At 44.8% G+C, this 26,786-nt stretch carries 23 protein-coding genes, 2 tRNA genes and 2 pseudogenes; 17 read left to right on the forward strand and 10 right to left on the reverse strand.

Going from position 1 to position 26,786, the window contains the following annotated elements:
• Positions 1 to 82 precede the first annotated feature (82 nt).
• The 6 genes from rpmB (at position 83) to rsmD (ending at position 7,459) form a co-directional block, all read left to right on the forward strand.
• Positions 83 to 277 (forward strand): 50S ribosomal protein L28, encoded by a 195-nt coding sequence (gene rpmB / locus DOD25_RS00470; RefSeq protein WP_004105392.1) that lies wholly within the window; start codon positions 83 to 85, stop codon positions 275 to 277.
• A 91-nt stretch (positions 278 to 368) separates the two neighbouring features.
• Positions 369 to 2,822: an ATP-dependent DNA helicase RecG gene (locus DOD25_RS00475; RefSeq protein ID WP_112928502.1), complete on the forward strand. Its 2,454-nt coding sequence runs from the start codon at positions 369 to 371 to the stop codon at positions 2,820 to 2,822.
• 289 nt (positions 2,823 to 3,111) lie between these two features.
• Positions 3,112 to 4,260 carry a PfkB family carbohydrate kinase gene (locus DOD25_RS00480; protein WP_064340538.1) on the forward strand — a complete coding sequence of 383 codons (1,149 nt, stop codon included), beginning with the start codon at positions 3,112 to 3,114 and terminating at the stop codon, positions 4,258 to 4,260.
• A 72-nt stretch (positions 4,261 to 4,332) separates the two neighbouring features.
• Positions 4,333 to 5,271, forward strand: coding sequence for a uridine-preferring nucleoside hydrolase UriH (gene uriH, locus DOD25_RS00485; protein ID WP_112928503.1), 939 nt, complete (start codon positions 4,333 to 4,335; stop codon positions 5,269 to 5,271).
• Positions 5,272 to 5,331: 60 nt separating this feature from the next.
• The gene (uriT, locus tag DOD25_RS00490) at positions 5,332 to 6,765 is read left to right on the forward strand and encodes a uridine transporter UriT (protein ID WP_112928504.1); all 1,434 of its coding nucleotides are present in this window, start codon (positions 5,332 to 5,334) and stop codon (positions 6,763 to 6,765) included.
• A 109-nt stretch (positions 6,766 to 6,874) separates the two neighbouring features.
• Complete coding sequence (rsmD, locus tag DOD25_RS00495) at positions 6,875 to 7,459, forward strand: 16S rRNA (guanine(966)-N(2))-methyltransferase RsmD (RefSeq protein ID WP_101885896.1); 585 nt, start codon at positions 6,875 to 6,877, stop codon at positions 7,457 to 7,459.
• 154 nt (positions 7,460 to 7,613) lie between these two features.
• Here rsmD and trmD read toward each other — a convergent pair whose 3' ends face one another.
• From trmD to cysS, 7 genes are all read right to left on the reverse strand, one after another.
• The gene (trmD, locus tag DOD25_RS00500) at positions 7,614 to 8,498 is read right to left on the reverse strand and encodes a tRNA (guanosine(37)-N1)-methyltransferase TrmD (protein WP_180946754.1); all 885 of its coding nucleotides are present in this window, start codon (positions 8,496 to 8,498) and stop codon (positions 7,614 to 7,616) included.
• Between the two features lie 40 nt (positions 8,499 to 8,538).
• Positions 8,539 to 9,138, reverse strand: coding sequence for a ribosome maturation factor RimM (gene rimM, locus DOD25_RS00505; RefSeq protein WP_112928505.1), 600 nt, complete (start codon positions 9,136 to 9,138; stop codon positions 8,539 to 8,541).
• A 1-nt stretch (position 9,139) separates the two neighbouring features.
• The gene (locus DOD25_RS00510) at positions 9,140 to 9,373 is read right to left on the reverse strand and encodes an RNA-binding protein (protein WP_004105376.1); all 234 of its coding nucleotides are present in this window, start codon (positions 9,371 to 9,373) and stop codon (positions 9,140 to 9,142) included.
• A 2-nt stretch (positions 9,374 to 9,375) separates the two neighbouring features.
• Positions 9,376 to 9,846 carry a 30S ribosomal protein S16 gene (gene rpsP, locus DOD25_RS00515; protein WP_112928506.1) on the reverse strand — a complete coding sequence of 157 codons (471 nt, stop codon included), beginning with the start codon at positions 9,844 to 9,846 and terminating at the stop codon, positions 9,376 to 9,378.
• A gap of 116 nt (positions 9,847 to 9,962) precedes the next feature.
• Positions 9,963 to 11,186 (reverse strand): endonuclease/exonuclease/phosphatase family protein, encoded by a 1,224-nt coding sequence (locus DOD25_RS00520; RefSeq protein ID WP_112928507.1) that lies wholly within the window; start codon positions 11,184 to 11,186, stop codon positions 9,963 to 9,965.
• Positions 11,183 to 12,853, reverse strand: coding sequence for a signal recognition particle protein (ffh, locus tag DOD25_RS00525; protein ID WP_112928508.1), 1,671 nt, complete (start codon positions 12,851 to 12,853; stop codon positions 11,183 to 11,185). The genes DOD25_RS00520 and ffh overlap by 4 nt, the downstream gene beginning before the upstream one ends.
• Positions 12,854 to 12,928: 75 nt before the next feature.
• Entirely contained in the window at positions 12,929 to 14,566 is a 1,638-nt protein-coding gene (cysS, locus tag DOD25_RS00530) for a cysteine--tRNA ligase (RefSeq protein ID WP_112928509.1), read from the reverse strand.
• Between the two features lie 193 nt (positions 14,567 to 14,759).
• Here cysS and DOD25_RS00535 point away from each other — a divergent pair, with 193 nt between their 5' ends.
• The 6 genes from DOD25_RS00535 to rpmF all read left to right on the forward strand — a co-directional run bounded on the left by DOD25_RS00535 (position 14,760) and on the right by rpmF (position 19,496).
• On the forward strand, positions 14,760 to 16,097 hold the full coding sequence (locus tag DOD25_RS00535) for a nicotinate phosphoribosyltransferase (RefSeq protein WP_004105363.1): 1,338 nt from the start codon (positions 14,760 to 14,762) through the stop codon (positions 16,095 to 16,097).
• A 233-nt stretch (positions 16,098 to 16,330) separates the two neighbouring features.
• Positions 16,331 to 16,660: a DUF3039 domain-containing protein gene (locus DOD25_RS00540; RefSeq protein WP_004105359.1), complete on the forward strand. Its 330-nt coding sequence runs from the start codon at positions 16,331 to 16,333 to the stop codon at positions 16,658 to 16,660.
• Between the two features lie 127 nt (positions 16,661 to 16,787).
• Entirely contained in the window at positions 16,788 to 17,336 is a 549-nt protein-coding gene (gene coaD, locus DOD25_RS00545) for a pantetheine-phosphate adenylyltransferase (protein ID WP_032835291.1), read from the forward strand.
• Between the two features lie 15 nt (positions 17,337 to 17,351).
• A complete protein-coding gene (locus tag DOD25_RS00550; protein ID WP_112928510.1) occupies positions 17,352 to 18,389 on the forward strand; it encodes an ATP synthase subunit B family protein in 1,038 nt (345 codons plus the stop codon).
• A 2-nt stretch (positions 18,390 to 18,391) separates the two neighbouring features.
• Positions 18,392 to 19,021, forward strand: a complete 630-nt coding sequence (locus tag DOD25_RS00555) for a YceD family protein (RefSeq protein WP_004574043.1) — start codon at positions 18,392 to 18,394, stop codon at positions 19,019 to 19,021.
• 280 nt (positions 19,022 to 19,301) lie between these two features.
• Entirely contained in the window at positions 19,302 to 19,496 is a 195-nt protein-coding gene (gene rpmF / locus DOD25_RS00560) for a 50S ribosomal protein L32 (protein ID WP_004574042.1), read from the forward strand.
• An 81-nt stretch (positions 19,497 to 19,577) separates the two neighbouring features.
• Here the strand turns inward: rpmF and rnc are convergent, their stop codons facing one another.
• The gene (gene rnc, locus DOD25_RS00565; RefSeq protein WP_004105351.1) at positions 19,578 to 20,399 is read right to left on the reverse strand and encodes a ribonuclease III; all 822 of its coding nucleotides are present in this window, start codon (positions 20,397 to 20,399) and stop codon (positions 19,578 to 19,580) included.
• A 127-nt stretch (positions 20,400 to 20,526) separates the two neighbouring features.
• Here rnc and DOD25_RS00570 point away from each other — a divergent pair.
• The 4 genes and pseudogenes from DOD25_RS00570 to DOD25_RS00580 form a co-directional block, all read left to right on the forward strand.
• Positions 20,527 to 22,288 (forward strand): annotated as a pseudogene (locus DOD25_RS00570) (ABC-F family ATP-binding cassette domain-containing protein); the annotation flags it as partial.
• Positions 22,289 to 22,392: 104 nt separating this feature from the next.
• Positions 22,393 to 22,623, forward strand: a pseudogene (locus DOD25_RS06530) (ABC transporter C-terminal domain-containing protein); the annotation flags it as partial.
• A gap of 66 nt (positions 22,624 to 22,689) precedes the next feature.
• Positions 22,690 to 23,451 carry a ribonuclease PH gene (gene rph, locus DOD25_RS00575; protein WP_004105347.1) on the forward strand — a complete coding sequence of 254 codons (762 nt, stop codon included), beginning with the start codon at positions 22,690 to 22,692 and terminating at the stop codon, positions 23,449 to 23,451.
• Between the two features lie 22 nt (positions 23,452 to 23,473).
• The gene (locus DOD25_RS00580) at positions 23,474 to 24,160 is read left to right on the forward strand and encodes a non-canonical purine NTP pyrophosphatase (RefSeq protein ID WP_112928511.1); all 687 of its coding nucleotides are present in this window, start codon (positions 23,474 to 23,476) and stop codon (positions 24,158 to 24,160) included.
• Positions 24,161 to 24,191: 31 nt separating this feature from the next.
• Here the strand turns inward: DOD25_RS00580 and DOD25_RS00585 are convergent.
• Positions 24,192 to 24,272, reverse strand: a tRNA-Leu gene (locus DOD25_RS00585).
• 70 nt (positions 24,273 to 24,342) lie between these two features.
• Positions 24,343 to 24,415: transfer RNA gene (locus DOD25_RS00590), tRNA-Thr, on the reverse strand.
• A gap of 330 nt (positions 24,416 to 24,745) precedes the next feature.
• Between DOD25_RS00590 and pgi the strand changes: the two genes are divergently transcribed.
• Positions 24,746 to 26,440 (forward strand): glucose-6-phosphate isomerase, encoded by a 1,695-nt coding sequence (pgi, locus tag DOD25_RS00595; protein ID WP_004105339.1) that lies wholly within the window; start codon positions 24,746 to 24,748, stop codon positions 26,438 to 26,440.
• Positions 26,441 to 26,786: the final 346 nt, after the last annotated feature.

Raw genomic sequence — 26,786 nt, forward strand, 5'->3', positions numbered from 1 at the left:
AATGTGCGTAAGTAATTTGCGTAAGTAGTTCGTGTGTTTGAATGACGCAAGACTTGCAAGTCAAAGAAAATAGGAGTCCATTATGGCAGCTCGTTGCGCAGTATGTGGCAAGGGACCGCAGACCGGTTTCAGCGTTTCACATTCGCACATTCGCAATAAGCGCACCTTCCGCCCGAACCTTCAGCCGGTTCGCACCACCATTGATGGCGAAAACGTTCGCCTTCGTGTGTGCGTAAAATGCATTAAGGCAGGCAAGGTTCAGCGCGTTGAGGCGTGAATCGCGTGTTAAATGTAAGGCCCTGAGCAGTGCTCGGGGCTTTTTTGTATTTGCATATTTTTTCGCGCGCACGTTATATTCCTGATTGCGGATGATTTATAATCGAAATATGCTAAATACGCCCACGAACTCAGCCAAAATGCATACTTCGCTTTCTGCGATAATCAGCAATAAGCGACGCGTTTCTGCATTAAAATCTTTGGGCATAGTCACAGTCGAAGACGCGTTAACTTACTACCCGTTTAGAGTTACAAATCCACTGAGAATTGCGAACTTAAAAGATGTAAAAATTGGCGAAGAAGTGGCTTTCTATGCGCAAGTTCAGTCAATTAACGTTGTGCCTATGAACGCTCGTCGCGGTTTTAGAATCGAAATTAACGTTTTGCAAGATATGCAAGCAGTAGCTCAACTTATTTATTTTTCTAAAAATCGTCAATACGCTCAGTGGCTTTCTGCAAAGATGCATGTTGACGAAATGGTTGTTGTTGGCGGCACGTCTAGCGCTTTTAATGGTAAATTGCAATTTACGCATCCTCAAATTTTAACCGTATCTGCTGTAGAAGAAAGCGATAGCTTACATCAATCTCGCGATACTGTAAGAAGTGTGGAAGATGGTTTGGCGCGTATGAGTGCTCCTATGCCCGTGTATCATGCAAATTCGCGAATCTCTAGTGAGCATATTCACGAAACTATACTTTCTATACTTTCTGCACTTTCTAAAGATTCTGAAGATTTCGCAGCTTCCGCAGATTCTAAAGATTCCGCAACTTGCACTACTGAATCCCTGCAAATCCCAAACATTACGCCTGAATCAGTGCTAAAAAAACGTAACCTCATGACTAGAGCGTCAGCAATATACTCAATTCATAATCCGCAATCAGTTGACGAATTTTACAAAGCTGTTGACTCGTTGCGCTATGAAGAAGCTTTTATTTCCCAAGTAGCTGTATTGCGATCTCGTGAAGATTCTAAAGACAATCAAGCAAAATCCTGTAATAATTCTCTTATAAGAAATGAATTTGTGGAAAGTTTGCCGTTTGAGCTTACTGCAGGTCAAAAAGATGTAATTGATGAGATTGTACGTGACATGCGTGAGCGCCATCCGATGCGTCGCTTGCTTCAAGGTGAAGTTGGTTCCGGAAAAACAGTTGTTGCGCTCGCTGCAATGCTTGAGGCAGTTGGATCAGGATATCAGGCTGTGCTTGTGGCTCCTACTCAAGTTCTGGCGTCTCAACATGCCGAAAATTTGCGCCAAATGATTGCGCGCGCGAATCTAAAAGTGCCTGTAATCGTAGTAACTGGCGGCATGAGACTTGCGGATCGCAGACGTGCGCTAGCGAGTGTTGCAAGTGGGGAGCCTTCGCTTATTGTTGCAACTCATGCAGCGTTCTCGTCGACTTTTAAGCCGACTAATTTAGCTTTGGTAATTATTGATGAGCAACATCGTTTTGGTGTTGAGCAGCGCGATGTTTTGTTACGCAAAATGAGTGTAGATCCGCATGATAGTGCTGAAAAGTCTTTTACACCGCATCTTTTAGTAATGACTGCAACGCCTATTCCGCGCTCTGCTGCTATGACGTGGTTCGGTGATTTGGATGCTTCATATTTAACTGAATTGCCTGGAGGCAGAAAACCTATTCGCACTTTTGTTGTACAAGAATCGGATGCGAATACTATGGCGAGAATGTTTGCGCATATTCGTGCTCGCATTGATGCAGGTGAGCGTGCGTATGTTGTTTGCGCGCATATTGATGATGATTTTAATGAGGATTCTGGTAGGGATTCTGGTAGGGATTCTGGTAGGGATTCTGGTAGGGATTCTGGTAGTGCTTCTGCTAGGGATTTTGATAGCGATGAATCTGAAGGTTTTGAAGATGTTTCGCAATCTGTGCAATCTAATCAATCTGAAGAAAATAGCGCAGATTCTTTGCGTAAACTTCACACAGTTAACGGCATTTTGAAGCGGCTTTCAGCTTTGCCGCAATTTAAAGGCGTTACTTTTGCTAAGCTTACTGGTCGCGACGATGATGCTACAAAACGCGAAACGATGGAACATTTTGCACGCGGAGATGTGCAAGTTCTTGTTGCTACAACGGTTATTGAGGTCGGTGTTGATGTGCCTCAAGCGAGTTGCATTGTGATTTTTGACGCGGATCGTTTTGGCCTTGCACAATTGCATCAGTTGCGTGGACGTGTTGGGCGTGGTGGCACGAATTCTTGGGCATTTTTGGTTGCGCAAACTGAGGATGGAAGTCTTGCTCAAGAACGTTTGCAAGTTGTTGAAAATTCGCTAGATGGTGCCGTAATTGCTAAAAAAGATTTGGAATTGCGCAATGTTGGCGATGTTCTTGGCGATAAGCAGTCGGGTGGTCGCTCGAGTTTGAAGATTTTGCGAGTTGTTAAGGATGCAAAGATTATCGCTATGGCTCGTGAAGATGCGTTGGAGACTTTGCAAAAAGACGCTCATCTTGTTTCGTTGCCGTATCTTGCAGGTGCAGTGCTTGATTTTACGAGAGGCGGAAGTACGCAAATCGTAAGCAATTAAAATTCTAAAGTTCTGAATTTGCTCGCAAAATATCTTATAAAATTAAAATATTGTATGAATAAAATATCCTATAAAGAAAAGTATAAAGAAAAAATTATTGCATATTTATGCACTTAATTTAGTAAAAAATACTGTAAGAAACTATTTTTAATTGATAATTAATATCAACTTTTGTTAGATATAATATAAAAAAACAACAAAATTACATAAATTTACGTGCATATTATGAGAATTGTGAATATCCTAGATAGTAGGCATCATTTGTAATCACAATAGAGATGAGGCGACAATGACTGAACGCGAACAACAAATCTTGACTTGGATTCAACAAAACCCGATGATTAGCCAGCAGGAACTTGCAAATCTCGCAGGAATTACTCGTTCAGGTGTGGCCGCTCATATTTCCAATTTAATTCGCAAAGGCTATTTACGAGGTAAGGGATATATTGTTACTCCTCCAAGTTATGTGACTGTTGTTGGCGGAATTAGCATGGATGTTCTTGGCATTGCTTGCGGAGATTTGATGGATTATACGTCTAATGCCTCCCACGTGCGCTACATGCTAGGCGGTGTTGGAAGGAATATTGCAGTCGCGTTGGAGCGTCTTAATATTCGCACAAGCATGGTTTCTGTGTACGGTGGCGATCACAACGGAGAGCTTTTCCGCATTGATGCTGCTGCAAACGGCTTAGATATCGGTTATGCGAAGCAACTTCCTGAGTCGATGACTGCTTCGTACATGTATGTTGGTGACGCTTCTGGTCAGCGTTTGCTTGCTTTAGACGATATGAGTATTTACGATCACATGACTCCCGATTTTTTGCGTGAGCGCATGTCTATTATTGAAAATGCTGATATTTTGGTGTTGGATACTAATATTCCGCAAAAGTCAATTGAGTGGCTATGTGACCGTTATCGCCGTCCTATTGTTGTTCGTGCAGTTACGGATGCAAAAGCTCCTCGAGTGCTTTCTAGATTGTCTCGTATTGACACTCTTATTTTAGATACTGCTGAATCGCAGGCTCTAACTGGCATTAATGCTGTTGACGAGCGTTCTGCAATTCGCTGTGCGAATGTGCTTTTAAAGCGTGGAGTAAAACGTGTATTTGTAAATGCCGGTCGCGCAGGAGTTGCTTATGGTGTTGCAGATGAGGGAGTGTCGTTCTATCCTGTCCCAGTTAAGCGAGTCCAGAGAATGATGCTAACTCGCGGAAATAGCAATGCTGGTGTTAAAGCAGTTGGCAACGACAACGGTTCTAGCGATGCTGCTACTGCGGCGCTTATTTACGCGCGATATAACGAATTTGATTCTTCAAAAACTGGCAGATTTGCGGTTGCTGCTGCAGCTTTGAATACTGAATCTATGCAGCCTGTACATGAGTCGTTTAATCCAGAACTTATTTCTCAACGCATGACGAATATTCATGAGCATGCTTAATTTTGCGTTCTTATGCGAAGTGCATTCGTCACGATTTGCTTCCAAAATACATGTGCTTATGAAGGAGTTAGTATGACTTCCATCATCCTAGATTGTGACCCTGGTCATGACGATGCGATGGCAATTTTATTAGCTGTTGGCAATCCTAGTATCGATTTGCTCGGCGTAACTACGGTTGGTGGAAATCAAAGCCTAGAAAAAGTAACATACAATGCTCGAGCAACTCTAGAAATAGCTCATGCAACTAATATTCCAGTTCATGCCGGATGCGACCGTCCTATGGTTCGTCCTCTAAAAGTTGCTGCTGCTGTTCATGGAGAAACAGGATTAGACGGAGCAAATATTCCAGTGCCAACTAAACCTTTGGATAAAGGGCATGCTGTTAACTGGATTATTGACACAATTATGAGCCATGAGCCTGGCACAATTACGCTTGTACCAACTGGACCTCTTACGAATATTGCTATGGCTGTGCGAATGGAGCCTAGAATTGTCAGCCGCGTTAAAGAAGTAGTTCTTATGGGTGGCGGCTATCATAGTGGCAATTGTAGTGCTGTTGCTGAGTTTAATATTAAGACGGATCCTGAAGCTGCGCATGTTGTGATTAATGAAAATTGGCGAGTTACGATGGTCGGCTTAGATTTAACTCACCAAGCTTTGTGCACTTTAGAAATACAGAAGAAAATTAATTCTATTGGAACGCCTGTTTCTAAATTTGCTTGCGATCTTATGGATTACTTCCGTAAAGCTTATAAGAATAATCAAGATTTTGTTGATCCTCCAGTGCATGATCCTTGCACAGTCGCTTATTTGATCGATAAAAGTGTTATTAGCACAAGGCGTTGCCCACTTGATGTTGAAATAAACAGTGACTTAACTCTTGGCATGACCGTTGCAGATTTGCGTGGTACTGAACCTTCTGAAGAAGAATGCCATACGCAAGTTGCTACAAAACTTGATTTCGATAAATTCTGGAATTTGATTATAGATGCGATTAAGCGCATTGGATGATTGTTGGTGACTTTTGAATGACGTTTGAATGACTTTACGTAATTAAGCGGAGGTTAGATTATGGCTGAGGTTGAATCTCCAACATTTTCTACGCGTATGCTAGATAAGGGTGGACGTTCCGTTTTGGCGTTAATGGTGGCGTTTCTTGCTGCTATCTTTGCGTTCCAGCTAAACGTTTCTATGCTTTCGCCAGTATTGACGACGATGTCAAAAGAACTTCATACTACAGATACTCAAATCGCTTTAACGCAAACAATATTCTTTACTGCTGCAGCATTATTTTCGCTATTTTTGCCGCGATTGTCTGATCTAATTGGGCGTAAAAAAGTACTTTCCGGAATTCTTATCTCAACTCTTTTTGGAAGCATTATTTCTGCGCTAGCTCAAGACGTTAATATGCTTATGCTTGGGCGTATTTTGCAAGGTGCTTCCGGTCCTGTATTGCCAATGTGCTTAATTATGTTGCGCGTGCGCGTACAGCAAGAAAAAAGTTACGCAAAGTTGATGGCAATATTAAGTTCCGTAAATGGCGGTATTGCTGGATTTGATGCTTTATTAGGTGGTTGGCTTGCCAGTAAATACGGATTCCGTTCTGTTTTCTGGATTATGGCTTCAATCGCAGCTATTGCTGTTATTATGATTATTGTTTTAGCTGATGAATCTCGCTCGGATGCTACTAGCAGAATGGATTGGCTAGGAGTTGTAACGCTCGGAATTGCGTTTCTTGCAATATATCTTTCTATTAATGAACTTAGTAATAAACTAGCTAAATCTAACTGGCTTATGGTGCTTATTCTTGTGCTTGTTGCTGTGCTGTTTTTCGCAATATTCTGGAAAATCGAAGTTTTAAGCGCGGCTCCGCTGGTTTCTACAACATATATGAAGCAGCGTCGTACATGGGGTTTGCTTTTGTGCACTTTATTGACAATGACTGGCGTGTTTGCTTTGATAAATGGCGTTGTGATAAAGCTTGCTAACGATAGTAAGTTTGGTGCAAATATTGGCACAAATATGGTAAGTTTCGTAACTCTTACTCCTTACGCAATTATTGGGCTATTGTTTGGCACTATTTCGGGCGTGCTTGCTGCAAATTACGGGTACAGGCTTGTGTTGCGTATTGGAATTGCGTTTAGCATGATTTGTGTTGCTTTTGGTGTGTATGTTGCTTATATGCCGTCTGCTTGGGCTTTGGTGCTGTTTTCAGTGTGGGTAGGTGTGAGCTATTCTGGCATGGCAAATATTATGCTTAATGGCTTAGGTATTGTGCTTTCTCCAAAAGATAATCCGGGATACTTGCCGGGTATGAATGCTGGAGCTTTTAATTTGGGAGCCGGCTTAAGTTTTGCAATTTTGTATGCTGTGATGACGAATGTTGCGTCTTTGAGTGGCGTAACATGCGGATACGCTGCTGCGATGGTTGCCGGCGTCGTTTTGCTCGCTTTTGCGCTCGCTTGCTCGTTCTTAATTCCGGATCCTAAGGCGGCGGATAAGTAATATTGTAAAGTTTCTGCCGTTTTTTGGCGCGTAGCCGACCGAAACTTTACACGTACGTAAAGTTTCTGCCGCCACGTGCGTGTCTGCAGGTTCCAGCTAAGCTATAAGTATGCACATTATTGCTGGACGTTTTAAATCTTTGCCGCTTACTTCAGCGCAGTCGTGTACAAGACCTACTACAGATCGCACAAAAGAAGCGATATTTTCTAGGCTCGATTCGTGGGATGTTATGCACAATGCGCGCGTACTTGATCTATTTGCTGGCACGGGAGCACTCGGAGTTGAAGCGCTATCTCGTGGCGCGCGTGAGCTTGTTTCTGTTGAAGCAAATTCGCAAGCAGCTGCGCTTATACTTCGTACGTCGAAAGCGTTGCAGAGTTCAAAGGCTTGGGATTCTGCGCTTTCTATGAGGGTTCTTCGAAAGCGCGCGGAGCAGTTCGTTGCGGATTATAGTGGGGAAGCGTTTGACTTGGTTTTTATTGATCCGCCTTATGCTTACGAAACTGCGGATTGCGAAAGTTTATTGGCTTCGATGATTGCGAGCGGAGTTGTGAGCGTTTCTGCAGATACGTTGATTGTGTTGGAGCGTAGCGTGCGAAGTGTTTTGCCGACTATGCCTGAGGGCTGGGAGCTGTTTGATACGCGTAATTACGGAGAAACTTCCGTGTTGTTTATTCAGCCTTCTCGCGACTAATTTATTTTTCGGCTTCGTTACAATCTGTTTTCGCACTCAGGCTGTGGCGCGAGTTTTGGGGGATTTCTCTCCTCGCAGGCGCGACGACCTGCTTTCGCGCAGCATTGTGCGTGCGGCAGCAATACTGTTGCCGGAGTATTTCTGGCTTTTGTTGCTAGAGTAAGTTTTTGCGCGGATGATCGCCAGAAACTTCCCATCCGAGCGACATAAGTGTTTTTCGATCCGCCTTATCTATCTTGTGGCAGTCCAATTTTTCAATCAAATCAGGTCGAATTTCGCTTGTGCGAGATATAGCTTCATCTCGACGAAAACGATCAACTTTGGCGTGATTTCCGGAAGTGAGTATTTCCGGAACGCTTATACCTCGCCAAGTAGTTGGACGCGTGTATTGATGGTGTTCCAAGAGTGCGTCCGATCCTGTGTACGACTCTTCAACAATCGACTCAGGGTTTCCCATAAACCCAGGGATTAAGCGTGTAATTGCCTCAAGCATAACGCTTACTGCAACTTCTCCGCCATTTAGCACGTAATCGCCAATTGAATACTCGCGTACGTCAATTCCTTGCGCGCGGTAATATTCTGGAATCCTAGCGTCGTAGCCTTCGTATCTGCCGCATCCAAACACCAAATGATTTGCGTTGCTTAATTCCGTTGCGTCTTTTTGCGTAAATAGTGGGGCAGAAGGGTTCGGGAATATAAGGATTGGTTTAGTTGAGTCTATTTTATTAGGCGCGATTTTTGCTTCTTCGCAACTATCACACGTATCGCAACTATCGCACGTATCACACGTATTTTTTACTTCAGATTTTGGCAAGTTAAGCAGCTCGTCTAAGCATTCCGCCCAAACTTCAGGCTTCATAACCATGCCAGCGCCACCGCCAACCGGCGTGTCATCAACCGATTGATGCACATCGTGAGTCCATTTGCGTAAATTGTATGCGCGAATTTGCAATAAACCATTATTTTGCGCTTTGCCTAACAAACTTAGGTCTAGCATGCGAAAATATTCTGGGAATACGGAAATAATATCGATGTCCATCATAAGGCACTCTACTACGAAAACTACAAAACTACGAAAACTACAAAAGCCCCGGAATTAAACCGCCAGGAGGATCAATAGTCAAATACCCGTTTGCAACATCAACTTCCGGCACAATAGCTTCAACAAATGGCACGAGCGCTGTTTTATTCTCTTCGTCAATCGGATGATCTAAACGGATTTTCAGTAACGATTGCGCGCCGTCGAGCACATCCACGACTTTTCCAATAACTTTAGGAGTAAGCCCAAGCTGATTTTCTTCGCACAAACGCGCTTGCAAACCGACCAAATCCTTAATATACCAAGCATTTTCAGCAGCAAGCTCTTGCGCATCTTCTGCATGCACATACAATTCAGTGCCATTAAGTGCTTCCGCATCGTTGCGATTTTGTGATTCTTCGAATAGTAAAATCCAACGATTTTTGAACGTTCTTGCGTTCTCAATAACGAACTCGCGCTCGCCGTTTGCAGTGCACAATACATTTCCAGGCTCAAAACGTTCATAAGGCTCATCTGTAAAAATTTGTACAGTGACTTCACCTTTTAAACCTTGGGCTTTACCGATACGACAAACCCTCAGCAGGTCATTACGACTTTGCTGAGGGTTGTCAAAAGATTGTTGGTCTAATGCCACGTTCATCTCACTTACGTACGTCCATAATGTCAACGCGCACATTGTGGTTGCTCAAAGCTTGCACAACAATACGAATTGCATTAGCGGTACGACCATTGCGTCCAATAACGCGACCGATATCTTCAGGATTCACGCGTACTCGAAGCAATTCGCCGCGAGCATTTTCGTGAGAACGTACCGATACGTCATCTGGAAAATCCACGATGTTCTTAATGAGATGTTCAACAGCTTGAGCCAGCATGATTACTCAGCCTTTTCCTCGGCTTCGGCAGCTTCTGCAGCTTCAGCTGGGGTTTCTTCGGCTTCGTTTGCAGCGGCTTCAGCTGCAGCCTTAGCCTTAGCAGCGGCTTCAGACTTAGCGGCCTTCAGCTTCTGAGCTTCAGCTTCAACAGCTTCAACGCGAGCCTGTGCGTCTGGGCCAGCTTCAGAAGTCTTCAACGTGCCTTCGGCGCCGTCGAGACCCTTGAACTTCTGCCAGTCGCCAGTGATCTTCAAGAGCTTCAACACTGGTTCGGTTGGCTGTGCGCCAACGCCAAGCCAGTACTGTGCGCGCTCAGAATCAATCTGAATCATAGATGGCTGCTTGTTTGGATCGTAAACGCCGATCTCTTCGATGGACTGACCGTTGCGCTTGTTGCGTGAATCAGAAATGACTACACGGTAGAAGGCATAGAACTTCTTGCCCAATCGCTTAAGACGAATCTTGGTTGCCAAAATGGCTCTCCTTATAACTAGAGTCGTGGAATTTCGTTCGGGTGTGGGGCACTCCTTGCGAGCTTCCACATGTTCCTCACGTGATCGGGAAGAGGGCGCCGATTCACGCGAATAACTTATCTATTATGCCTGCGCGCTTGGACGTTTTTATCTAGTGATTGTAGGTCGATTGCTGCGATGTAGGCTAGGTGATCAGTGCCGTCAACAACTATATTCTTTTGCCATAGTGCATTAGATTTACAGTTTTTTGCGCAAAATAGCACATGGTCAAGTGTAAGATTTGGCCACTTAAGCCATGTAGGCCATGTGCGTAGACGCTTTCCAATTGAAATTGCAACATCTGTAAATCCGTATTTCAAAAGAGATCGAAAGCTTGGGTGGTCGACTGTTGAATTAAGATCGCCAGTAACAATAGTAAGAGTTGCTAAATCGCAAGTTTTCGAAGTGGATTCGTCAACGCATTTGTTAGTGCATTTGTTAGCGGAATCAGCGGAAGAATCAGTAGCGAAATCGTTAGAACAATAAGTAGCGGAATCAGTAGCAGAATCAGCAGTCGCAAGTGCGCGAATTCCATTACTCCAAGCAGCACACCCACGCATCGGTGACTTTGGATGTGCAGAAGCAAATTTCACTACAACTTTTTCAGTTGCACCAAAATCTAAGCAAGTTGTAACGCGTGGCACGCTTGCAGCTTCAATTTTTACGGAATTATTGCAAGTAGAAATCGCGGAATATTGCGTAAAAATAGCGTTGAATCCGCCGTTATTATGCTCACTTTGCGCACCTACGCACGAAGTTGGAAAAATCTTGTATATTCCAAGTTTTTCAAGATTTTTTACTAAAGACTCGCTTAATTCTTGTAAAAGTAACGTATTTACGTGATATTTTTTCGTTATTTCTATTATTTCGGATGCGCTCGCTTTTCCGTATCTGCAGTTAAGAGTCATCACGCGTATTTCTTGATGCTGTTCCTTGCAGCTTTTGCGCGACGACCTGCTTTCGTGCAACCTACGTAATTTTGCAAACCAGTACGGCGTATGCGACTTAAGCGAAATCAAAAATAGCACAGCGTACGCAATACATAAATATCCGTAAGATTTCGCGTAAGATTGCGCTAAATTAAGCGAGTGCGCTACTTTCTCTGCGCAGCATGTATACAGCAAAAAACCGCCAAAATTACACAAAAACAGTGCTCCCACAACGTAAGTTGCAAGTGGAAGCAGCGCAATAATATACGGAAGTGGGTTATATTTATCCGCACCTGCTGGCAGCCAACGCAGCAGCTGCCACAAAAGAAGCGGCACAAATATAACCCACAAAAACGCCAATACTAAAATCATCGACCGAATAAGCCAGCTAATCCGCCGCCAAAGTTAGGTGGCAGTTGATTATCTTGATTTGCATCTTCGGAATTCATAAGTTCCTTAAGTCCTTCAGGAAGATTCTGAAGATTTGGTTGCTGCGGCTTTGCAAAAGCAGAACCTGCAACATCGTTGCTAGTAGATTCGCCAGAAAGACGCTCACGCAACGCGCGCTCTTCAGCTTCCCTGCGCATTGGATTTCCGGACTTTCCGCCTTTCTTCTTGCCTTTCTTATCTTTGCGCTTCGACTTACTGCCGGCTCCACCGAATCCAGGAATTCCGCCCATGCCAGGCATTCCAGCGCCTCCGCTCATTCGCTTCATCATTTTTGCAGCCTGCTCGAAACGTTGCAAAAGTGCATTAACTTGCGAAACGCTCACACCTGAACCAGCAGCAATTCTCGCGCGGCGAGATCCGTCAATAATCTTTGTATTTCTACGCTCTTGAGGAGTCATAGAGCGAATAATTGCCTCAGTTCGGTCAATTTCCTTATCGTCAAACTGCTCAAGCTCCTGACGGTGAGCTGCCATTCCAGGCATCATGCCCAAAAGCTTCTTCATTGAGCCAAGCTTACGAACTTGCTGAAGCTGCTCCAAAAAATCATCCAAACCAAAGCTGCCTTCAGCTATTTTTGCAGCAGCCTTGCGCGATTCTTCTTCGTCGAACTGCTTCTGTGCGTGCTCAATAAGCGTCAAAATATCGCCCATATCGAGTATGCGTGAAGCCATTCGATCAGGATGGAAGATTTCAAAATCCTTCAAACCTTCACCTGTAGAAGCAAACAAAATCGGCTTTCCAGTAACGCTTGCAACCGAAAGTGCAGCACCGCCTCGAGCGTCGCCATCAAGCTTAGAAAGCACAACGCCAGTAAAGTTCACGCCATCGTTAAAAGCTTGAGCAGTGCGAACAGCATCCTGACCAATCATTGCATCAATAACAAACAGCACTTCTTGCGGTTGCACGGCATCGCGAATATTGCGTGCCTGCTTCATAAGCTCTTCGTCAACACCCAAACGACCTGCGGTATCAATAATCACAGTGTCATACATTTTTTCGCGCGCATAATTAATAGAATCGCGCGCAACTTTAACAGGGTCGCCTTTAGTGAACCATGGCAAAGAAATCGCGCTTCCACCTGTTTGCACACCCTTTTCTGGAGCAAATACAGGAACTCCTGCGCGCTCGCCAACAACTTGCAGCTGTGTGACTGCATTAGGTCGTTGCAAATCTGCTGCTACAAGCAAAGGAGTATGACCTGCATCCTTTAGCCAGTAGCCTAGCTTTCCAGCAAGCGTAGTTTTACCTGCACCTTGCAAACCTGCAAGCATAATTACAGTTGGAGGGTACTTCGCAAAATTAAGCTGCCTATCTACACCTGCGCCCAATACTTGCGTAAGCTCGTCGTTTACAATTTTCACAACTTGCTGAGCTGGATTTAAAGCGTGCGAAACTTCCTCACCAAGAGCGCGCTCGCGAATTCGAGCAGTGAATGAGCGTACTACTTCCAACGCAACGTCTGCATCGAGAAGTGCGCGACGAATCTCGCGAATTGTGCCGTCAATATCGGATTCTGATAGCTTGCCTTTGCTGCGCAAATGCTTAAAAGCATTGGAAAGGCGGTCTGTTAACGAACTAAATGCTGCCATAGTTTTCCATTCTACCTGTTGTTGCTAACGTAACTTTAGTGCAATTGCTAACTAATACTTTTGCGTTACTTTCGTTTATTGCAAATGCCAAGATGATCCTTGCGAAGTATCGACAATTACAATTCCTGCGTTATTTAACGCGTCGCGAATAGCATCTGCAGTAGCAAAATCCTTTGCTTTTCTAGCATCTGCTCTAGCTTTAAGTTGCAAAGTAATTAAAGAGTCCAAAGCTGAGTATTCTTTGCTTTCCTTGCCATTTGAGCCTTCTGCAGACGATTGATTATCGTTCGAAGCCCACGTTTTTGCGTAAGGATCCAAGCCCAAAGTATCTAACATAGCTCGCACTTGCAAAACAGCGAGATATATGAGCTTTTGTACGCTTTCGCTTTGTGCTTGTGAAGAATCTTTTCTGCAGTCGTCAATAAGAGCATTTCCTTGACGAATTGTAGTAAATATTTCTGCGATTGCGCCAGAAACGTTAATGTCATCGTTCATAGCGCGAGTAAAATCTTCTGGAAGCTCGTCTGCGTTAACAGAGTGCACTTCTTCGCAAGTTGGCTTCTTGTCAAGCAATCTGCCAGCTCTCTCAAGGAAGTTCATAATGCGATCGTAAGCCGATTTTGACTCCACCAAAGCTTGGTCGGACCACTCCAGCATTGCACGATATTGCACTGCTCCCAAAGCATAACGCACAACCCAAGCCGAATTATTTGCCAAAACTACTGGTACGGAAAGTCCATTTCCTAAGGATTTGGACATTTTTTCACCTTTTGCGGTAACCCATGCTGAATGCATCCACACATCAGCGCTTTCCCAGCCAGCAGCACGCGTTTGTGCCATTTCGTTTTCGTGGTGAGGGAAACGCAAATCCAGGCCGCCTCCGTGAATATCGAAATCGTCTCCAAGATATCGATGGCTCATAGCAGAGCATTCAATATGCCAACCAGGGCGTCCTTCACCAAAAGGAGTTTTCCAGCGCGCATCCGGCTGATCGAAATCGCAAGGTGCTTTCCAAAGTGCGAAATCCCTAGGATCATGTTTGTCTGGTGAAGCATCTGCAGGATCTGTTGGATTGTAAATATCGTTTTCAGCAGCGTCTACGCTTGGACCCTTTGCGTCTGCAATAGCTGCGGCTTCGTCTGCGCAAGTTTCATTTTGGTTCTGATTTTGGTGTGTTAATTCGCCGTAATGCTCCCAACTTGGCACGTCAAAATAAACATTTCCAGTAGGATTTCCGTCGCTGTCATTAATAACATATGCGTGACCGCGCTCAATCAAACGCTCAATCAGCTCAACCATGTCTGTAATATGACCTGTTGCGCGCGGCTCAACTGTTGGCGCAAGTACCCCTAAAGTATTGTAGGATTTTGTAAATTCGCGCTCGTAAATATATGCTCGTTCCCACCAATTTTGCCCTGATTCATTGGCTTTTTTCATAATTTTGTCGTCAATATCTGTGACGTTTCTAACAAACGTGACTTTGTAGCCTAAACGTAGCATCCAGCGACGGATTATATCGAATGCGATCGCTGCGCGAATATGACCAATATGCGGAGAACTTTGCACTGTGGCGCCGCACACGTACATGCCTACTTGACCAGGCTTTTTAGGTACGAAAGTGTTCGTTGAATGTGAAGCCGTGTTGTATAAGTGCAGGTTTTCTGCGGCTTTAGTAACTTTTGCAGTCTCTTCGTTCAAACTCTTATTAAGCATAATTGCTATTATAAATGCTTCTTTATACTCAGAGTGACTTTGAGAAGTTGCATTTCGTGCGTCGGCTCTTTAGTTAGCGATACAATTATTGCGATTTGGTTTTAGATTTAGCTTTAGTAATCCAATTAGATTCATATCTATTACTTATCTATTACCTAGCTGTTTTTATTTTGTTCGTTACGAAAGGAATATCATGGCTGAGATTTCATCTGCTCTTATGACGGACATGTATGAATACACTATGCTCGACGCTGCTCTTAAAGACGGCACCGCAAATCGCAAGTGCGTTTTTGAAATTTTTACGCGCCACTTGCCTCAAGGCCGTCGTTACGGAGTTGTTGCTGGCATGGGCCGCATTTTGGAAGAGTTGCAAAAATTCCATCTTTCGGAAGATGATTTACGTTTCTTAAGTGATCGCAAAATTGTTAGTACAGAAACCATTGAATGGCTGAAAAATTTCCGATTCCGCGGTAAAATTTCCGGTTATCGCGAGGGTGAGATGTTCTTCCCTAACTCGCCAATTTTGCAAGTAGAAGGCACTTTCGGCGAGTGCACTTTGCTCGAAACTCTTCTGCTTTCCGTTCTCAATTACGATTGTGCTGTGGCGTCTGCTGCAGCTCGCATGGTTTCTGCTTCCGCAGGACGTCCTTGCATGGATATGGGCGGCCGCCGCACGAACGAATATTCTGCAGTTGCCGCATCTCGTGCAGCAGTAATTGGCGGTTTTAAAGGTACTGCAAATCTGTTAGCTGCAAAACTTTACGGTTTAAAGGCAATCGGAACTGCAGCTCACTGCTTCACTCTTGTTCACGACACTGAGCGTGACGCTTTCACTTCTCAAATTGCAGCTCTTGGCAAAGGCACTACGCTTCTTGTTGACACTTATAATATTGAGGAAGCTGTAAAGACAGCCGTGGAAGTTGCAGGTCCAGATCTTGGCGGAATTCGTATTGATTCTGGAGATTTGTGCGCTCTGGCTCGTCGCGTTAGGAATCAGCTCGACGAGTTGGGTGCTAAAAACACAAAGATTACAGTTACGAACGATTTGGACGAGTATGCTCTTGCTTCCTTACAAAATGCGCCTGTGGATTCTTACGGCATCGGCACAATGCTTGTAACCGGCTCCGGCGCTCCAACTTGCGCAATGGTTTATAAGCTTACTGAGCGTGAGGGTGCAGATGGTGTAATGCAGCCTGTTGCTAAGCGTTCTAAGAATAAAGCGACTGTGCCTGGACGTAAATTGGCGTATCGTTCATACGATTACAGCAACGATTCTTGCGGTGTAGCTGATTGCGAACGCGTGATTTCCGGTTCGGAAGTTGCGCTCGCTCAGTTTAAGCCTAAGGATTCGTGGGAGAATCTGCTAGTTGATTACATGGTCGACGGTGAAGCTGACGAACAGTTTATGGGTCACGATGCGATTATGCGTGCCCAGGATTATTGCGCTTCTGCTTTGCGTCGACTGCCTTTGGCTGCGCAAAGTTTGATGCGCGGAGACCCTGCAATACCAACAGAAATTCAAGTACTGTAGAAGTACTGTAAATTGATTTTTTTAAAACTAAACTTTACTAAATAACTAAATAAGATTCGCAAAAGGATCGCAAATAATTTTCGCAAATAATTCATGCGTAAAGATTAGCGTTTCCGACAGCTTTTTGAGTGTTTGTTGCGATAATGCTTTATGCTTGGTTTTGCGAATAAAATTCAATTAAATTTTAGTGCGCTACGAAATTCGTTACACAATGCGTTACGAAAGGATGCGAGATGTTTTCATCTTTAGAAGCAGATAATGCGTTAGATGCTGTTATGGAATCTGGTTCGCAATCCACAGATCCAGACTCTGGTTCCGGCACAAGCACTTCTGTTCTAGAACGTCCAGAAGTTGACGAAGATGCTCGTCTAGATGATGGTGGTAATGCAGATCGTTTTGCGCACTATGTGTCAAAAGACAAAATTGAAGAGTCGCGCTTAACTGGTCGACCAGTAGTAGCTTTGTGCGGTAAAGTGTGGATTCCTCGACACGAAGCAAATGACTACCCAGTTTGCCCTGAATGCAAGCGCATATACGAGGAATTAGGAAAGTTTAATTTTTAAGTAATTATGTTGCGTATTTAAGCAATTTATATTAAATATCAGCGTTACTTCTATCTTTAACGATAAAAGTAACGCTATTTTATTAATATATTTTTGTTCTGAGCGCAATGGGTGATAATCTAAAAGCATGACTATAGCTGTGTGCCCCGGCTCGTATGATCCAGTCACTGCCGGCCATTTAGACGTAATACAACGTTGTACGCATCTATTTGATGAAGTACATGTGCTAGTTGCGGTAAATGCTGCAAAGACTCCGTTATTTCCTGAATCTGAGCGCGTAAAAATTATTCAAGAAGCAATAAATAATTTGCCGCAAGCTCAGAATAGTTTCAATCGCAATTGCAAAATAGTAGTAACTTCAACAGCTGGTTTGATTACTGATTACTGTACAAAAGTTGGTGCTACAGTAATCGTAAAAGGCTTACGTCAAAACGGTGATTATGAGGCAGAACTTGGAATGGCGCTAGTGAACCGCAAATTAGCAGGTATCGAAACGCTTTTTCTGCCTGCTGATCCTGTGCTTGAGCATGTTTCAAGCTCTGTGGTTAAAGATGTTGCTCGTCATGGGGGAAATGTTACTGGCATGGTTCCAGATAACGTAATACCCTTATTAAAAAAGCTTTTTAATGAACAATCATTAGGCGTAGATAATAATTCATCTATGCTGAACAATTGAACAGGAGAGTAGAAGATGACAAATAAAAATGAACTTACTGACGCAACTTCTGGATTATCTAGTGAAGGAGACGACACAATGGAGCGCGAAGTGCAAGTTGATCGCAATCAAAAGCTTCCATTGCATCCGGTTCTTGCAGATGAAGAAGATGCTCAAGACGGCGTTGTAAATACAACGCAATCCGACGTGCGAAGTGCGCGTGAAGGCGACCTATTACTTGATGCAGATGCTGATAATACAGAAACGTCATCTGTTGCGGCAGTTGGAAGTGTTTCTGCTGCGGAAGATGTGCGAGATAATGGCGCTGATAGTGCAAATAAGAACAATAAAAATAGCAAAGCAGCTTCTTCGCCAGCATCATTTTCTCCTTTCCCTCTTCCAGATTTACGAGAAAGAGAAGACGGTGGCGTTATTGACTTTGAAGAAAATGAATCTGAAACTTCAAAAGTAGCTGCAGAAGCAGTAAGCGATGAAGTGCGCTCAAAGAGTCGCGCTGAATTTACAACAGTTTACGACATTATTGATGCAATGGAAGCAGCCCTTTCGGAAGCAAAGAATGTTCTGTTTGCTGCAGGAATGGTAAAAATTGATCGCGATGAGTTCGTTGACCAGTTAGCGCGTTTGAAAGATATGCTTCCTGTGCAATTGGAGCGAGCTTCTGCATTAATGCGAGAAGCAGAGCGACGTTTGCGTACAGCGCAAGCACAAGCAAGCTCTATTGTTTCCTCAGCGCAATCTCAATCTGCAGAAATAATTGAAGAAGCGCAAGAGCGTGCTCAATTCTTAGCAGGTCAAGAAAACGTAACGGCTTTAGCAAAACAGAAAGCTCGCGATATTCTCGCTATTGCGCAAGCAAAATCAGACAAGCTTACGCAAGGTGCGGATCAGTATTGCGCAACTGTTATGGAAGGCTTAAAGCAGCAGCTAGATAAATTAGAGCAAGACGTGCAAGCGGGTCAGCGAGTGTTAGAAGATCGTCGCCGAGCTGCAGCGCACGTACAAAACGACATTAGCTCATCATTGTATGACGATGATGAAGAGGAAAGGAATTAGTAATGGCTTCGCATCCATCCCAATCACCATGGGCTGTTCCAGTAGCGCAAATGGCTGCGCGCGCTGGTAGTAGCATGTCGTTGCATCGCGTATTTCCGGCGCCGGAAGGCATTGGAGATTACGTTATTGGCGTAAAGCCAGGCAGCGATGTTATGGTTGATGGCGATTTTGATGCTGTGGTTGACGGCTTAATGTTTCAGGGCAGTATTACTGCTCCGGTGCATGCAGAATGTACTCGATGCTTGATGCCGCTTCGTCGCGATTGGAAAGTGGATGTGTGTGTATTCTTCCCATATGCTGACTCGCGTTCTAATCGTTCTGATAATCGCAATACTCGTGGCGATGCGGATGAAGCTGAATCGCAAATTTGGGATGAAAATGACGAGTCAGGCAATGTGTATCCGCTAGTTGCGGGTGGCGATTTTGCGGATATTGAGGCTCTTATTCGCGACACGATGGTAAGTGAGTTGCCGTTGCAGCCGTTGTGCGAGCCGGATTGCCGCGGACTTTGCTCTCAGTGTGGCGAAAACTTAAACGAGCATCCAGATCATCATCACGACGTTACGGATATTCGTTTTGCTGCTTTAGAGGATTTGAAAGCTCAGCTTGAGCAGAATGAAGAGCGGCATTAATTTTAGCGAGTTGTAAAGTTTCTGCCGTTTTTGAGCTGATTCCCGACCGAAACTTTACAGTAGTGTAAAGAAAAGGTCGTTTGCGCGCCTTATTTCGACCGAAACTTTACAGTAGTGTAAAGAAAAGGTCGTTTTTGGGCTGAAAAGCGGCATAAACTGCGCACGTTTGTAAAGTTTCTGTCGCACTAAAGAGAAATTAGGTTGCGCAATTTGTACGGCGCTTGCTGTAATATACAGAACGCTTAAGCTCAATCGATTGAACGAAATAGAGGAAAGAATTATGGCACTGCCTAAGTACAAGACCTCGCGTGCTAATACGCATTCGCGTCGCGCTAATTGGAAGGCGTCTGCCGTGCAGACTGTGACTTGCCCGAACTGCGGTTCTCAGGCATTCCCACACATGGCTTGCCCATCTTGCGGAACCTTCCGTGGTCGTGTTTACCGTGAAGCTATTCGCTCCGAGCACACCAAGTAGGTTTTATTAACAGAAACCCTGCCATCGACGGGTGGCAGGGTTTTTCTTTTTCTTGCGTATTGTGGCTGTGAGGGGTGGGTGTTACTTACGCGCGTCGAGTGCGTGCCAAGCGATTTCGGCGGCTGCGAGTTGCGCTTTTCGTTTGCTAGAGCCACTTCCGACTCCCAGCACTTCGTCGCCATCCTTATGCGCCAAAACCGCGCGAGCCTCAAATACTGGTGCGTATTCTGGCCCAGAAACAGCCATTCGATACTCTGGATCTTCCAAACCCATATCGTGAGCTTTGACTGTAAGCGAAGTCTTCCAATCGAGAGCTGGTCCTTCAGTTAGCACTTCCGCCAAAGTGTCGTCAATCAAACGATGCACAACTCTGCGAGCTTCATCAATTCCATGCTCAACAAAAGTTGCGCCAATAAGCGCTTCAACAATATCGCACAAAATTGAATCTTTATTATTTCCGCCCTGCTCCATTTCTCCGCGACCGAGAAGAATATACGCGCCAACATGCAGCTTTTCGCGCGCAACAGCAGAAAGCGCCCATTCAGACACAGCTTTCGCTCGCATCTTTGCAAGCTGACCTTCAGTCATGTCTGGATGTGCAGAAAACAGCGTTTCCGTAGAAACTAACTCAAGCACAGCATCGCCCAAAAACTCAAGTCGCTCATAATTTCGTGTGCCAGGATGCTCGTGCGAGAACGAGCGGTGGGTGAGTGCTTCTACCAAAAGATCCGGCGAAATAGTTGTGCCTAAAGCGTTCAAAAGTTCCTGCGTTGGGTCTCCAGGACGTGTTTCATCGCCATCTAATCTCAAAACTCCATCTTCGTTGTGTTGCGCATGTGAGTTGTTTTGATTATTTTGATTGTGTTTGCTCTGCATATTTTGTTGATTGTTCTGAGTTTTCATAGCACGTATTATTATAGTCCTACTACCAACACAAGCGCTTTTAAGCTTCGTGTTCGCATTTGCGATCGCATTTTTCCATATTCCTTCTATATCCTTTCGTATAAGTGTTCAGCTATATTTGTGGATTATGCCTACGTATGATTTGGGATTAGAACGAGTTTCGCTAGAATTTGCTACAAAAACGATTTTTACAGACGTAACTCAAGGTGTTTTTGAAGGCGACAGAATAGGTATTGTTGGAAAAAATGGTGACGGAAAGTCAACGCTACTTCGGCTACTTGCCGGTACAATGCAGCCTGATTCTGGTCGCGTTACAAAGCGCGGAGGGCTTACTTTTGGCATGTTGGATCAGCGTGATCCATTGGACGATAACGCAACTGTGCGCGAGGCTGCTCTTGAAAATCGCGAAGATTACGAGTGGGCTGCAGATCAGCGTTCACGCGAAATTGTAGAAGCGCTTCTTGGTGGCATAAATTTGGAAGCAAAAGTAGGCACGCTTTCTGGAGGCCAGCGCAGGCGCGCAGATTTAGCAAGATTATTGTTGCACGATTGGGATATTTTGGCTTTGGATGAGCCTACGAATCATTTGGACGTTGTGACGATTCATTGGCTTGCGGAGCATCTTCTTCACCGTTGGCAGGACGGTCAAGGTGCGCTTTTGATTGTGACGCACGACCGTTGGTTCTTGGATGAGGTTTGCACTTCGATGTGGGAAGTGCACGACGGCGTAATTGATCCTTTCGAGGGTGGTTACAGCGCTTATATGATGCAACGCGTGGAGCGTGAACGCCAAGCGGATGTGCGCGAAGAGCGTCGCAGAAATTTGGCAAGAAAAGAGTTAGCTTGGCTTTCTAGGGGTGCTCGTGCGCGTTCTACTAAGCAAAAATTCCACGTAAAGCAAGCGCGTGAGCTTATTGCAGATGTGCCGCCGCTAAGAGACACTCTTGAATTGAAGAAAATGGCAACTTCGCGTCTTGGTAAGCAAGTTGTTGATTTAATTGACGTTACGCAAATTTTCGACAACGCTCAGCAGCTAAAAAATATCGATCCGGATATTGTAGAAAACGCATCTTTAGGTGAAGATAATGCAGAAAAATCAAATAAAGTCGATATCGTAGAATCTGCTTTTGCGCAACCAACTCACGTAGGAAGCGTTACTATTGCTGTTGACGAGAGTCAAGAAAATTCTTTTGAAAATACTGCGGAAAATACTTCTGAAAATACTGCTACGAGCGCAGAAAACATTGCAGAAACTTCAGCTGCATCGCGCAAAACTATTACTGGACGCATGATTTTAGACGATGCAACTTGGCTTATAGGCCCAGGCGATCGTTTTGGAATTGTGGGTGCGAATGGAGCAGGAAAATCAACATTATTAAGCATTATTGACGGGTCTCTAAAGCCTACGCTTGGACACGTAAATATCGGCAAGACTGTAAAATTTGCTGTGCTTTCGCAGCGGCTAGAAGAGCTTGAAAAGCTTGGAAAATATAAAGTAAAAGAAGTTTTAAGTCGCTATAAGCCTAGCTATATTATCGATGGCAAAGAAGTGACTCCAGGTCAGCTTATGGAAAGGCTTGGTTTTAAGCCCGAGCAGCTTATGACACCAATTGCGGATCTTTCGGGCGGTCAAAAGCGCCGTATGCAGTTGCTGCTGATTTTGCTAAACGAGCCAAACGTGCTGATTATGGATGAGCCTGGAAACGATCTTGACACTGACATGCTTGCAGTTATGGAGGATTTGCTCGATACTTGGCCCGGCACTTTGATTGTTGTTTCGCACGATCGCTACTTGCTTGAGCGCGTAACAGACCAGCAATTTGCGCTTATTGACGGCAAAATTCGTCATCTTCCAGGCGGTGTAGATGAGTATTTGCAAATTGTAGAAAAGTTGCAGCGTGATCACGAAAATAGCATTAGTACTGCGAGTACTGTGAATGCTTCAAGTACTGCAAATTCTACAACTAAAGAAAGTTCAGAAAGTACAGTAGCTGAGCCAAAACTTACAGGCAAAGCCTATCACGATGCTGCAAGGCGAGTTTCTGCAATCGAGCGAAAACTTACAAAGCTTGAAGAAGAAAAGTCGCAAATTGAAGCGCAAATGGCTGCGCATAACCCAAGTGACTTTGTTGGACTTCAATCTCTTAACGAAGATCTCCAAAAAAACGAGCAAGAAACCAGTGCTCTTGAGGATGAGTGGATGAAGCTTTCTGAGCAGCTTTAGTACAAAATTGCTGCGCGCTAAGAAGAAGAAATAGAAGATAACAGCCACGTGCTAAATTTGTGAGGTATGACTCAAATCAAGGATATGTTGGAATCTGTAAAACCAATTCGCGTTGACGGTCGTAATGTTGACGAGCTCCGACCTGTGCGCATAACACGTAAATTTACTGATGTTCCTGAAGGTTCTGTGCTTATTGAGTGTGGCAATACGCGCGTAATGTGCACTGCAACTTTTACGGTTGGTGTGCCTCGTTGGCGTAGAGATTCCGGTTTGGGTTGGGTAACTGCCGAATATTCTATGCTTCCTAGAGCAACAGCTGAGCGAACTGATCGCGAATCTGTGCGTGGAAAAATTGGTGGTCGCACTCACGAAATTAGTCGTCTTATTGGTCGCTGCTTGCGCGGTGTAGTCGATATGAAAGCAATGGGTGAGTGCCAGATTCAAATTGATTGCGACGTGTTGCAAGCGGATGGTGGAACTCGTACTGCTTCTGTAACTGGAGCTTATGTAGCTTTGGTAGATGCGCTTAATTGGGCAGAAAAGAATGGTCATATTCGCTCTGCTGCAAGTGTTATTAAGGATTCTATTTCCGCTGTTTCTGTAGGCGTTATTAACGGCACGCCTATGCTTGATTTGCCTTATGTTGAAGACAGTCAAGCTATGACAGATATGAACGTAGCTATGACAGGTTCCGGCACTTTCATTGAAATTCAAGGCACTGCAGAACATCGTCCATTTAATCGCGACGAATTAAATACGTTACTTGATTTGGCAACTAAAGGTAATCGCGAATTGCAAGCTGCTCAAAAAGCCGCTTTAGCAAAATAGAAGAGATTGAAGGAGAACGGGCGTGAAGCTTATTGTGGCAACACATAATGAGGGAAAACTCGTTGAAATTAAGCAAATTTTAGAGGAGCAATTGTCGAAGCTGGCAAACAGTTTCGAGTTAGTAACTGCAGGTTCTCTTGGCTTGCCTGATCCTGTGGAAACTGGCGTGACTTTTGAACAGAATGCTTTGCTCAAAGCGCGTGATGTTGCTGCAAGAACAGGTTATCCTGCTATTGCAGACGATTCGGGTCTTATTGTCGACGTGCTTGGTGCTGCCCCTGGTATTCTTTCTGCCAGGTGGAGTGGTGTGCATGGGGACGATAAAGCTAATAATGAGCTTCTTTTGCGCCAACTTTCTGATATTCCAGATCAATGTCGTACTGCTCGTTTTCGTTGTGCTGCAGCTCTTGCTATTCCGGATGGGTGCAGTGAGGTTCCTGAAGGCAGTGTTATGTCGCATTCTCACGGCTTTGAGACTGTTCGAGTCGGAGAAATGGTTGGTCACTTGTTGCGCGAGGTGCACGGAACTAACGGTTTCGGCTATGATCCGCTATTTGTGCCAGATCTTCAGCCTATTCGCGATGGTGTGCAAATGAAAGATTTGACTAGCGCGGAGCTGACTCAAGAAGAAAAGAATGCTATTTCGCACAGAGGTAATGCTTTGCGCGCGCTTTTGCCGGAGTTGCAGGCATTATTTATTACCGAATAAGCATTTATTACTGAATAAGCGAAAAATTTCGTGCGCGAGATGGGACTTGAACCCACACGTCGTAAGACACAGGAACCTAAATCCTGCGCGTCTACCATTCCGCCACTCGCGCATAGACTCATATAAATAATCGAGCGAATAAAAACAAATCAAAAGTATTAATACACTCGAGCGAGTCAGAGAGCCGCTTGACAGAATCGAACTGTCGACCTTCTCATTACGAGGGAGACGCTCTACCGACTGAGCTAAAGCGGCATGTTGCCCGAGACGCATTCGCGACTCGCGCACAAATCAATTACTATATATCATATTTTTAAATTTGTCCAATGGGCGCGCCGTACAAAATATAATAGTCATTAAGCAAGTATTGCATAGTTTGTATTGCAATTCGTTTAGTGTGGCGCGAGTTTTGTGGGATTTCTTTCCTCGCAGGCGCGACGACCTGCTTTCGCGCAGCACCAGTGTGATTGTGTTCATTTTTGTGTTAAGCTTCGCGTGTTTCTGTCTGCTTTTGTGAGTATCTTGTGAATTGGACTATAGTGACGATTGCTGTCACGTAAGTTGAAGAAATGAAAGGACCTAGAAATGGCCATCAATCCGCCAGTTGACGCCGTAAAAACCCCAGAGTGGGCTGCATTGCAGAAGCATTACGACGAGTTGCAATCAGAAGGTGTTTGCCTGAAGAAGTGGTTTGCTGAGGATGCAAATCGCGTGGATAAGTTGAGCTTCGAAGCTGGAGATCTCCACTTCGATCTTTCTAAGAATTTAATTAAGCCTGAAACTCTTAAGCTTTTCGCAGACCTTGCAAAGGCAGTTAAGCTTGACGAGCGCACTAAGGCAATGTACACTGGCGTGCACATTAATAATACAGAAGATCGTGCAGTTTTGCACACTGCTTTGCGTCGTCCTGCAGAGGATGCTGGCAAGTTCATTGTTGACGGTCAAGATACCGTTGCAGACGTGCGTGAAGTGTTGGGTCGCATTTACGATTTCGCTAACGAAGTTCGTTCCGGCGCTTGGAAGGGCGTTACCGGCAAGAACATTAAGACCGTTGTAAACATTGGTATCGGCGGCTCTGATTTGGGTCCGGTCATGGTTTACGAAGCTTTGAAGCCATATGCTGACGCTGGTATTAGCGCTCGCTACGTTTCTAACATTGATCCAAACGATATGGCAGAAAAGACCAAGGATTTGGATCCAGAAACCACTTTGTTCATCATTGTTTCCAAGACCTTCACTACTTTGGAGACTTTGACCAACGCTCGTACCGCTCGCACTTGGTTGCTGAATAAGCTTCAGGAGTGCGGTGCTATTGACGGAAGCGACGCAAAGAAGGCTGAAGCTGTTGCTAAGCACTTCGTGGCTGTTTCCACCAACCTCGAAAAGGTTGAAGAGTTCGGCATCAACCCAACCAACGCTTTTGGCTTCTGGAGCTGGGTTGGCGGTCGTTACTCTGTGGATTCCGCTGTCGGCACTTCTTTGGCTGTTGTTCTCGGTCCAGAGCGCTTCGAAGAGTTCTTGAAGGGCTTCCACGCAATCGATACTTACTTCGCTGAGACTCCATTCGAGAAGAACGTTGTTGTGCTTCTCGGTATGCTCAACGTTTGGTATCGCAACTTCTACAAGGTTGCTTCTCACGCTGTGCTTCCATACGATCAGTACTTGCACCGCTTCCCAGCTTATTTGCAGCAGCTCACCATGGAATCCAACGGTAAGTCTGTGCGCTGGGACGGCACTCCTGTAACAAGCGAAACCGGCGAAATCTTCTGGGGTGAGCCAGGCACCAACGGCCAGCACGCTTTCTACCAGTTGATTCACCAGGGCACTCAGCTTATTCCAGCTGATTTCATTGCTTTCGTGAACACGCCAAATCCTACTAAGGATGGCGATCAGGATGTGCACGAGCTCTTCTTGGGCAACTATCTTGCACAGACTAAGGCTCTTGCTTTCGGCAAGACTGCTGATGAAGTTCGCGCTGAAGGCACTCCAGAGGAGATTGTGCCAGCTCGCGTGTTCAAGGGCAACCGTCCAACCACGTCCATTTTCGGCGATGCTTTGACTCCATTTAGCTTGGGCGAGCTTATTGCTCTCTACGAGCACATTACCTTCGTTGAAGGCACTGTGTGGGGCTTGGATTCCTACGATCAGTGGGGTGTGGAGCTTGGCAAGCAGCTTGCAAAGCAGATTACTCCTGCAATTTCTAAGGATGATGAAGCTTTGGCAGCTCAGGATGCTTCTACACAGAGCTTGATTCGCTTCTATCGCGCTCATCGCAAGTAAGATAGTAGTCATATAGGCAATCGTTTTTAGCGATTGTTGATTTATAAGCCTCTTGGCGTCAATTCGTCAAGAGGCTTTTTTGTTTAGCATCTGTCACTGAGTTTTGTAATCGTTAGACTGCGTAGAGCGCGCGGCGTGTCGCGTCAGAATGGCGGTTTTGCAACGGTTTTGCGGCTGGTTGGGGGAGTATTAAAGAGTTTCCTGAGAGTTTTCTGAGAAAAATCTTTAAAAACCTTGAAATTGACATTTTTACGAAAAATAACGCATAATACTGTATTTTTTACTCTTAAAAATAGTTTGACTGAAATATTTCCGCAAAAACATCGATGTTTTTTGTTAATGAGCT

It is taken from the genome of Gardnerella leopoldii (genome assembly GCF_003293675.1).
Classification (GTDB): domain Bacteria; phylum Actinomycetota; class Actinomycetes; order Actinomycetales; family Bifidobacteriaceae; genus Bifidobacterium; species Bifidobacterium leopoldii.

Coding starts and splice junctions, on each gene's coding strand:
- DOD25_RS00520 (WP_112928507.1), bottom strand. CDS start 11,186: ATGATTTTAGTATTGGCGTTTTTGTGGGTTATATTTGTGCCGCTTCTT.
- ffh (WP_112928508.1), bottom strand. CDS start 12,853: ATGGCAGCATTTAGTTCGTTAACAGACCGCCTTTCCAATGCTTTTAAG.
- uriH (WP_112928503.1), top strand. CDS start 4,333: ATGACTTCCATCATCCTAGATTGTGACCCTGGTCATGACGATGCGATG.
- rnc (WP_004105351.1), bottom strand. CDS start 20,399: ATGAAAACTCAGAACAATCAACAAAATATGCAGAGCAAACACAATCAA.
- pgi (WP_004105339.1), top strand. CDS start 24,746: ATGGCCATCAATCCGCCAGTTGACGCCGTAAAAACCCCAGAGTGGGCT.
- DOD25_RS00475 (WP_112928502.1), top strand. CDS start 369: ATGATTTATAATCGAAATATGCTAAATACGCCCACGAACTCAGCCAAA.
- rpmF (WP_004574042.1), top strand. CDS start 19,302: ATGGCACTGCCTAAGTACAAGACCTCGCGTGCTAATACGCATTCGCGT.
- rsmD (WP_101885896.1), top strand. CDS start 6,875: ATGCACATTATTGCTGGACGTTTTAAATCTTTGCCGCTTACTTCAGCG.
- DOD25_RS00535 (WP_004105363.1), top strand. CDS start 14,760: ATGGCTGAGATTTCATCTGCTCTTATGACGGACATGTATGAATACACT.
- uriT (WP_112928504.1), top strand. CDS start 5,332: ATGGCTGAGGTTGAATCTCCAACATTTTCTACGCGTATGCTAGATAAG.
- rimM (WP_112928505.1), bottom strand. CDS start 9,138: ATGAACGTGGCATTAGACCAACAATCTTTTGACAACCCTCAGCAAAGT.
- DOD25_RS00480 (WP_064340538.1), top strand. CDS start 3,112: ATGACTGAACGCGAACAACAAATCTTGACTTGGATTCAACAAAACCCG.
- DOD25_RS00540 (WP_004105359.1), top strand. CDS start 16,331: ATGTTTTCATCTTTAGAAGCAGATAATGCGTTAGATGCTGTTATGGAA.
- cysS (WP_112928509.1), bottom strand. CDS start 14,566: ATGCTTAATAAGAGTTTGAACGAAGAGACTGCAAAAGTTACTAAAGCC.
- trmD (WP_180946754.1), bottom strand. CDS start 8,498: ATGGACATCGATATTATTTCCGTATTCCCAGAATATTTTCGCATGCTA.
- DOD25_RS00550 (WP_112928510.1), top strand. CDS start 17,352: ATGACAAATAAAAATGAACTTACTGACGCAACTTCTGGATTATCTAGT.
- DOD25_RS00555 (WP_004574043.1), top strand. CDS start 18,392: ATGGCTTCGCATCCATCCCAATCACCATGGGCTGTTCCAGTAGCGCAA.
- DOD25_RS00510 (WP_004105376.1), bottom strand. CDS start 9,373: ATGCTGGCTCAAGCTGTTGAACATCTCATTAAGAACATCGTGGATTTT.
- rpmB (WP_004105392.1), top strand. CDS start 83: ATGGCAGCTCGTTGCGCAGTATGTGGCAAGGGACCGCAGACCGGTTTC.
- coaD (WP_032835291.1), top strand. CDS start 16,788: ATGACTATAGCTGTGTGCCCCGGCTCGTATGATCCAGTCACTGCCGGC.
- rph (WP_004105347.1), top strand. CDS start 22,690: ATGACTCAAATCAAGGATATGTTGGAATCTGTAAAACCAATTCGCGTT.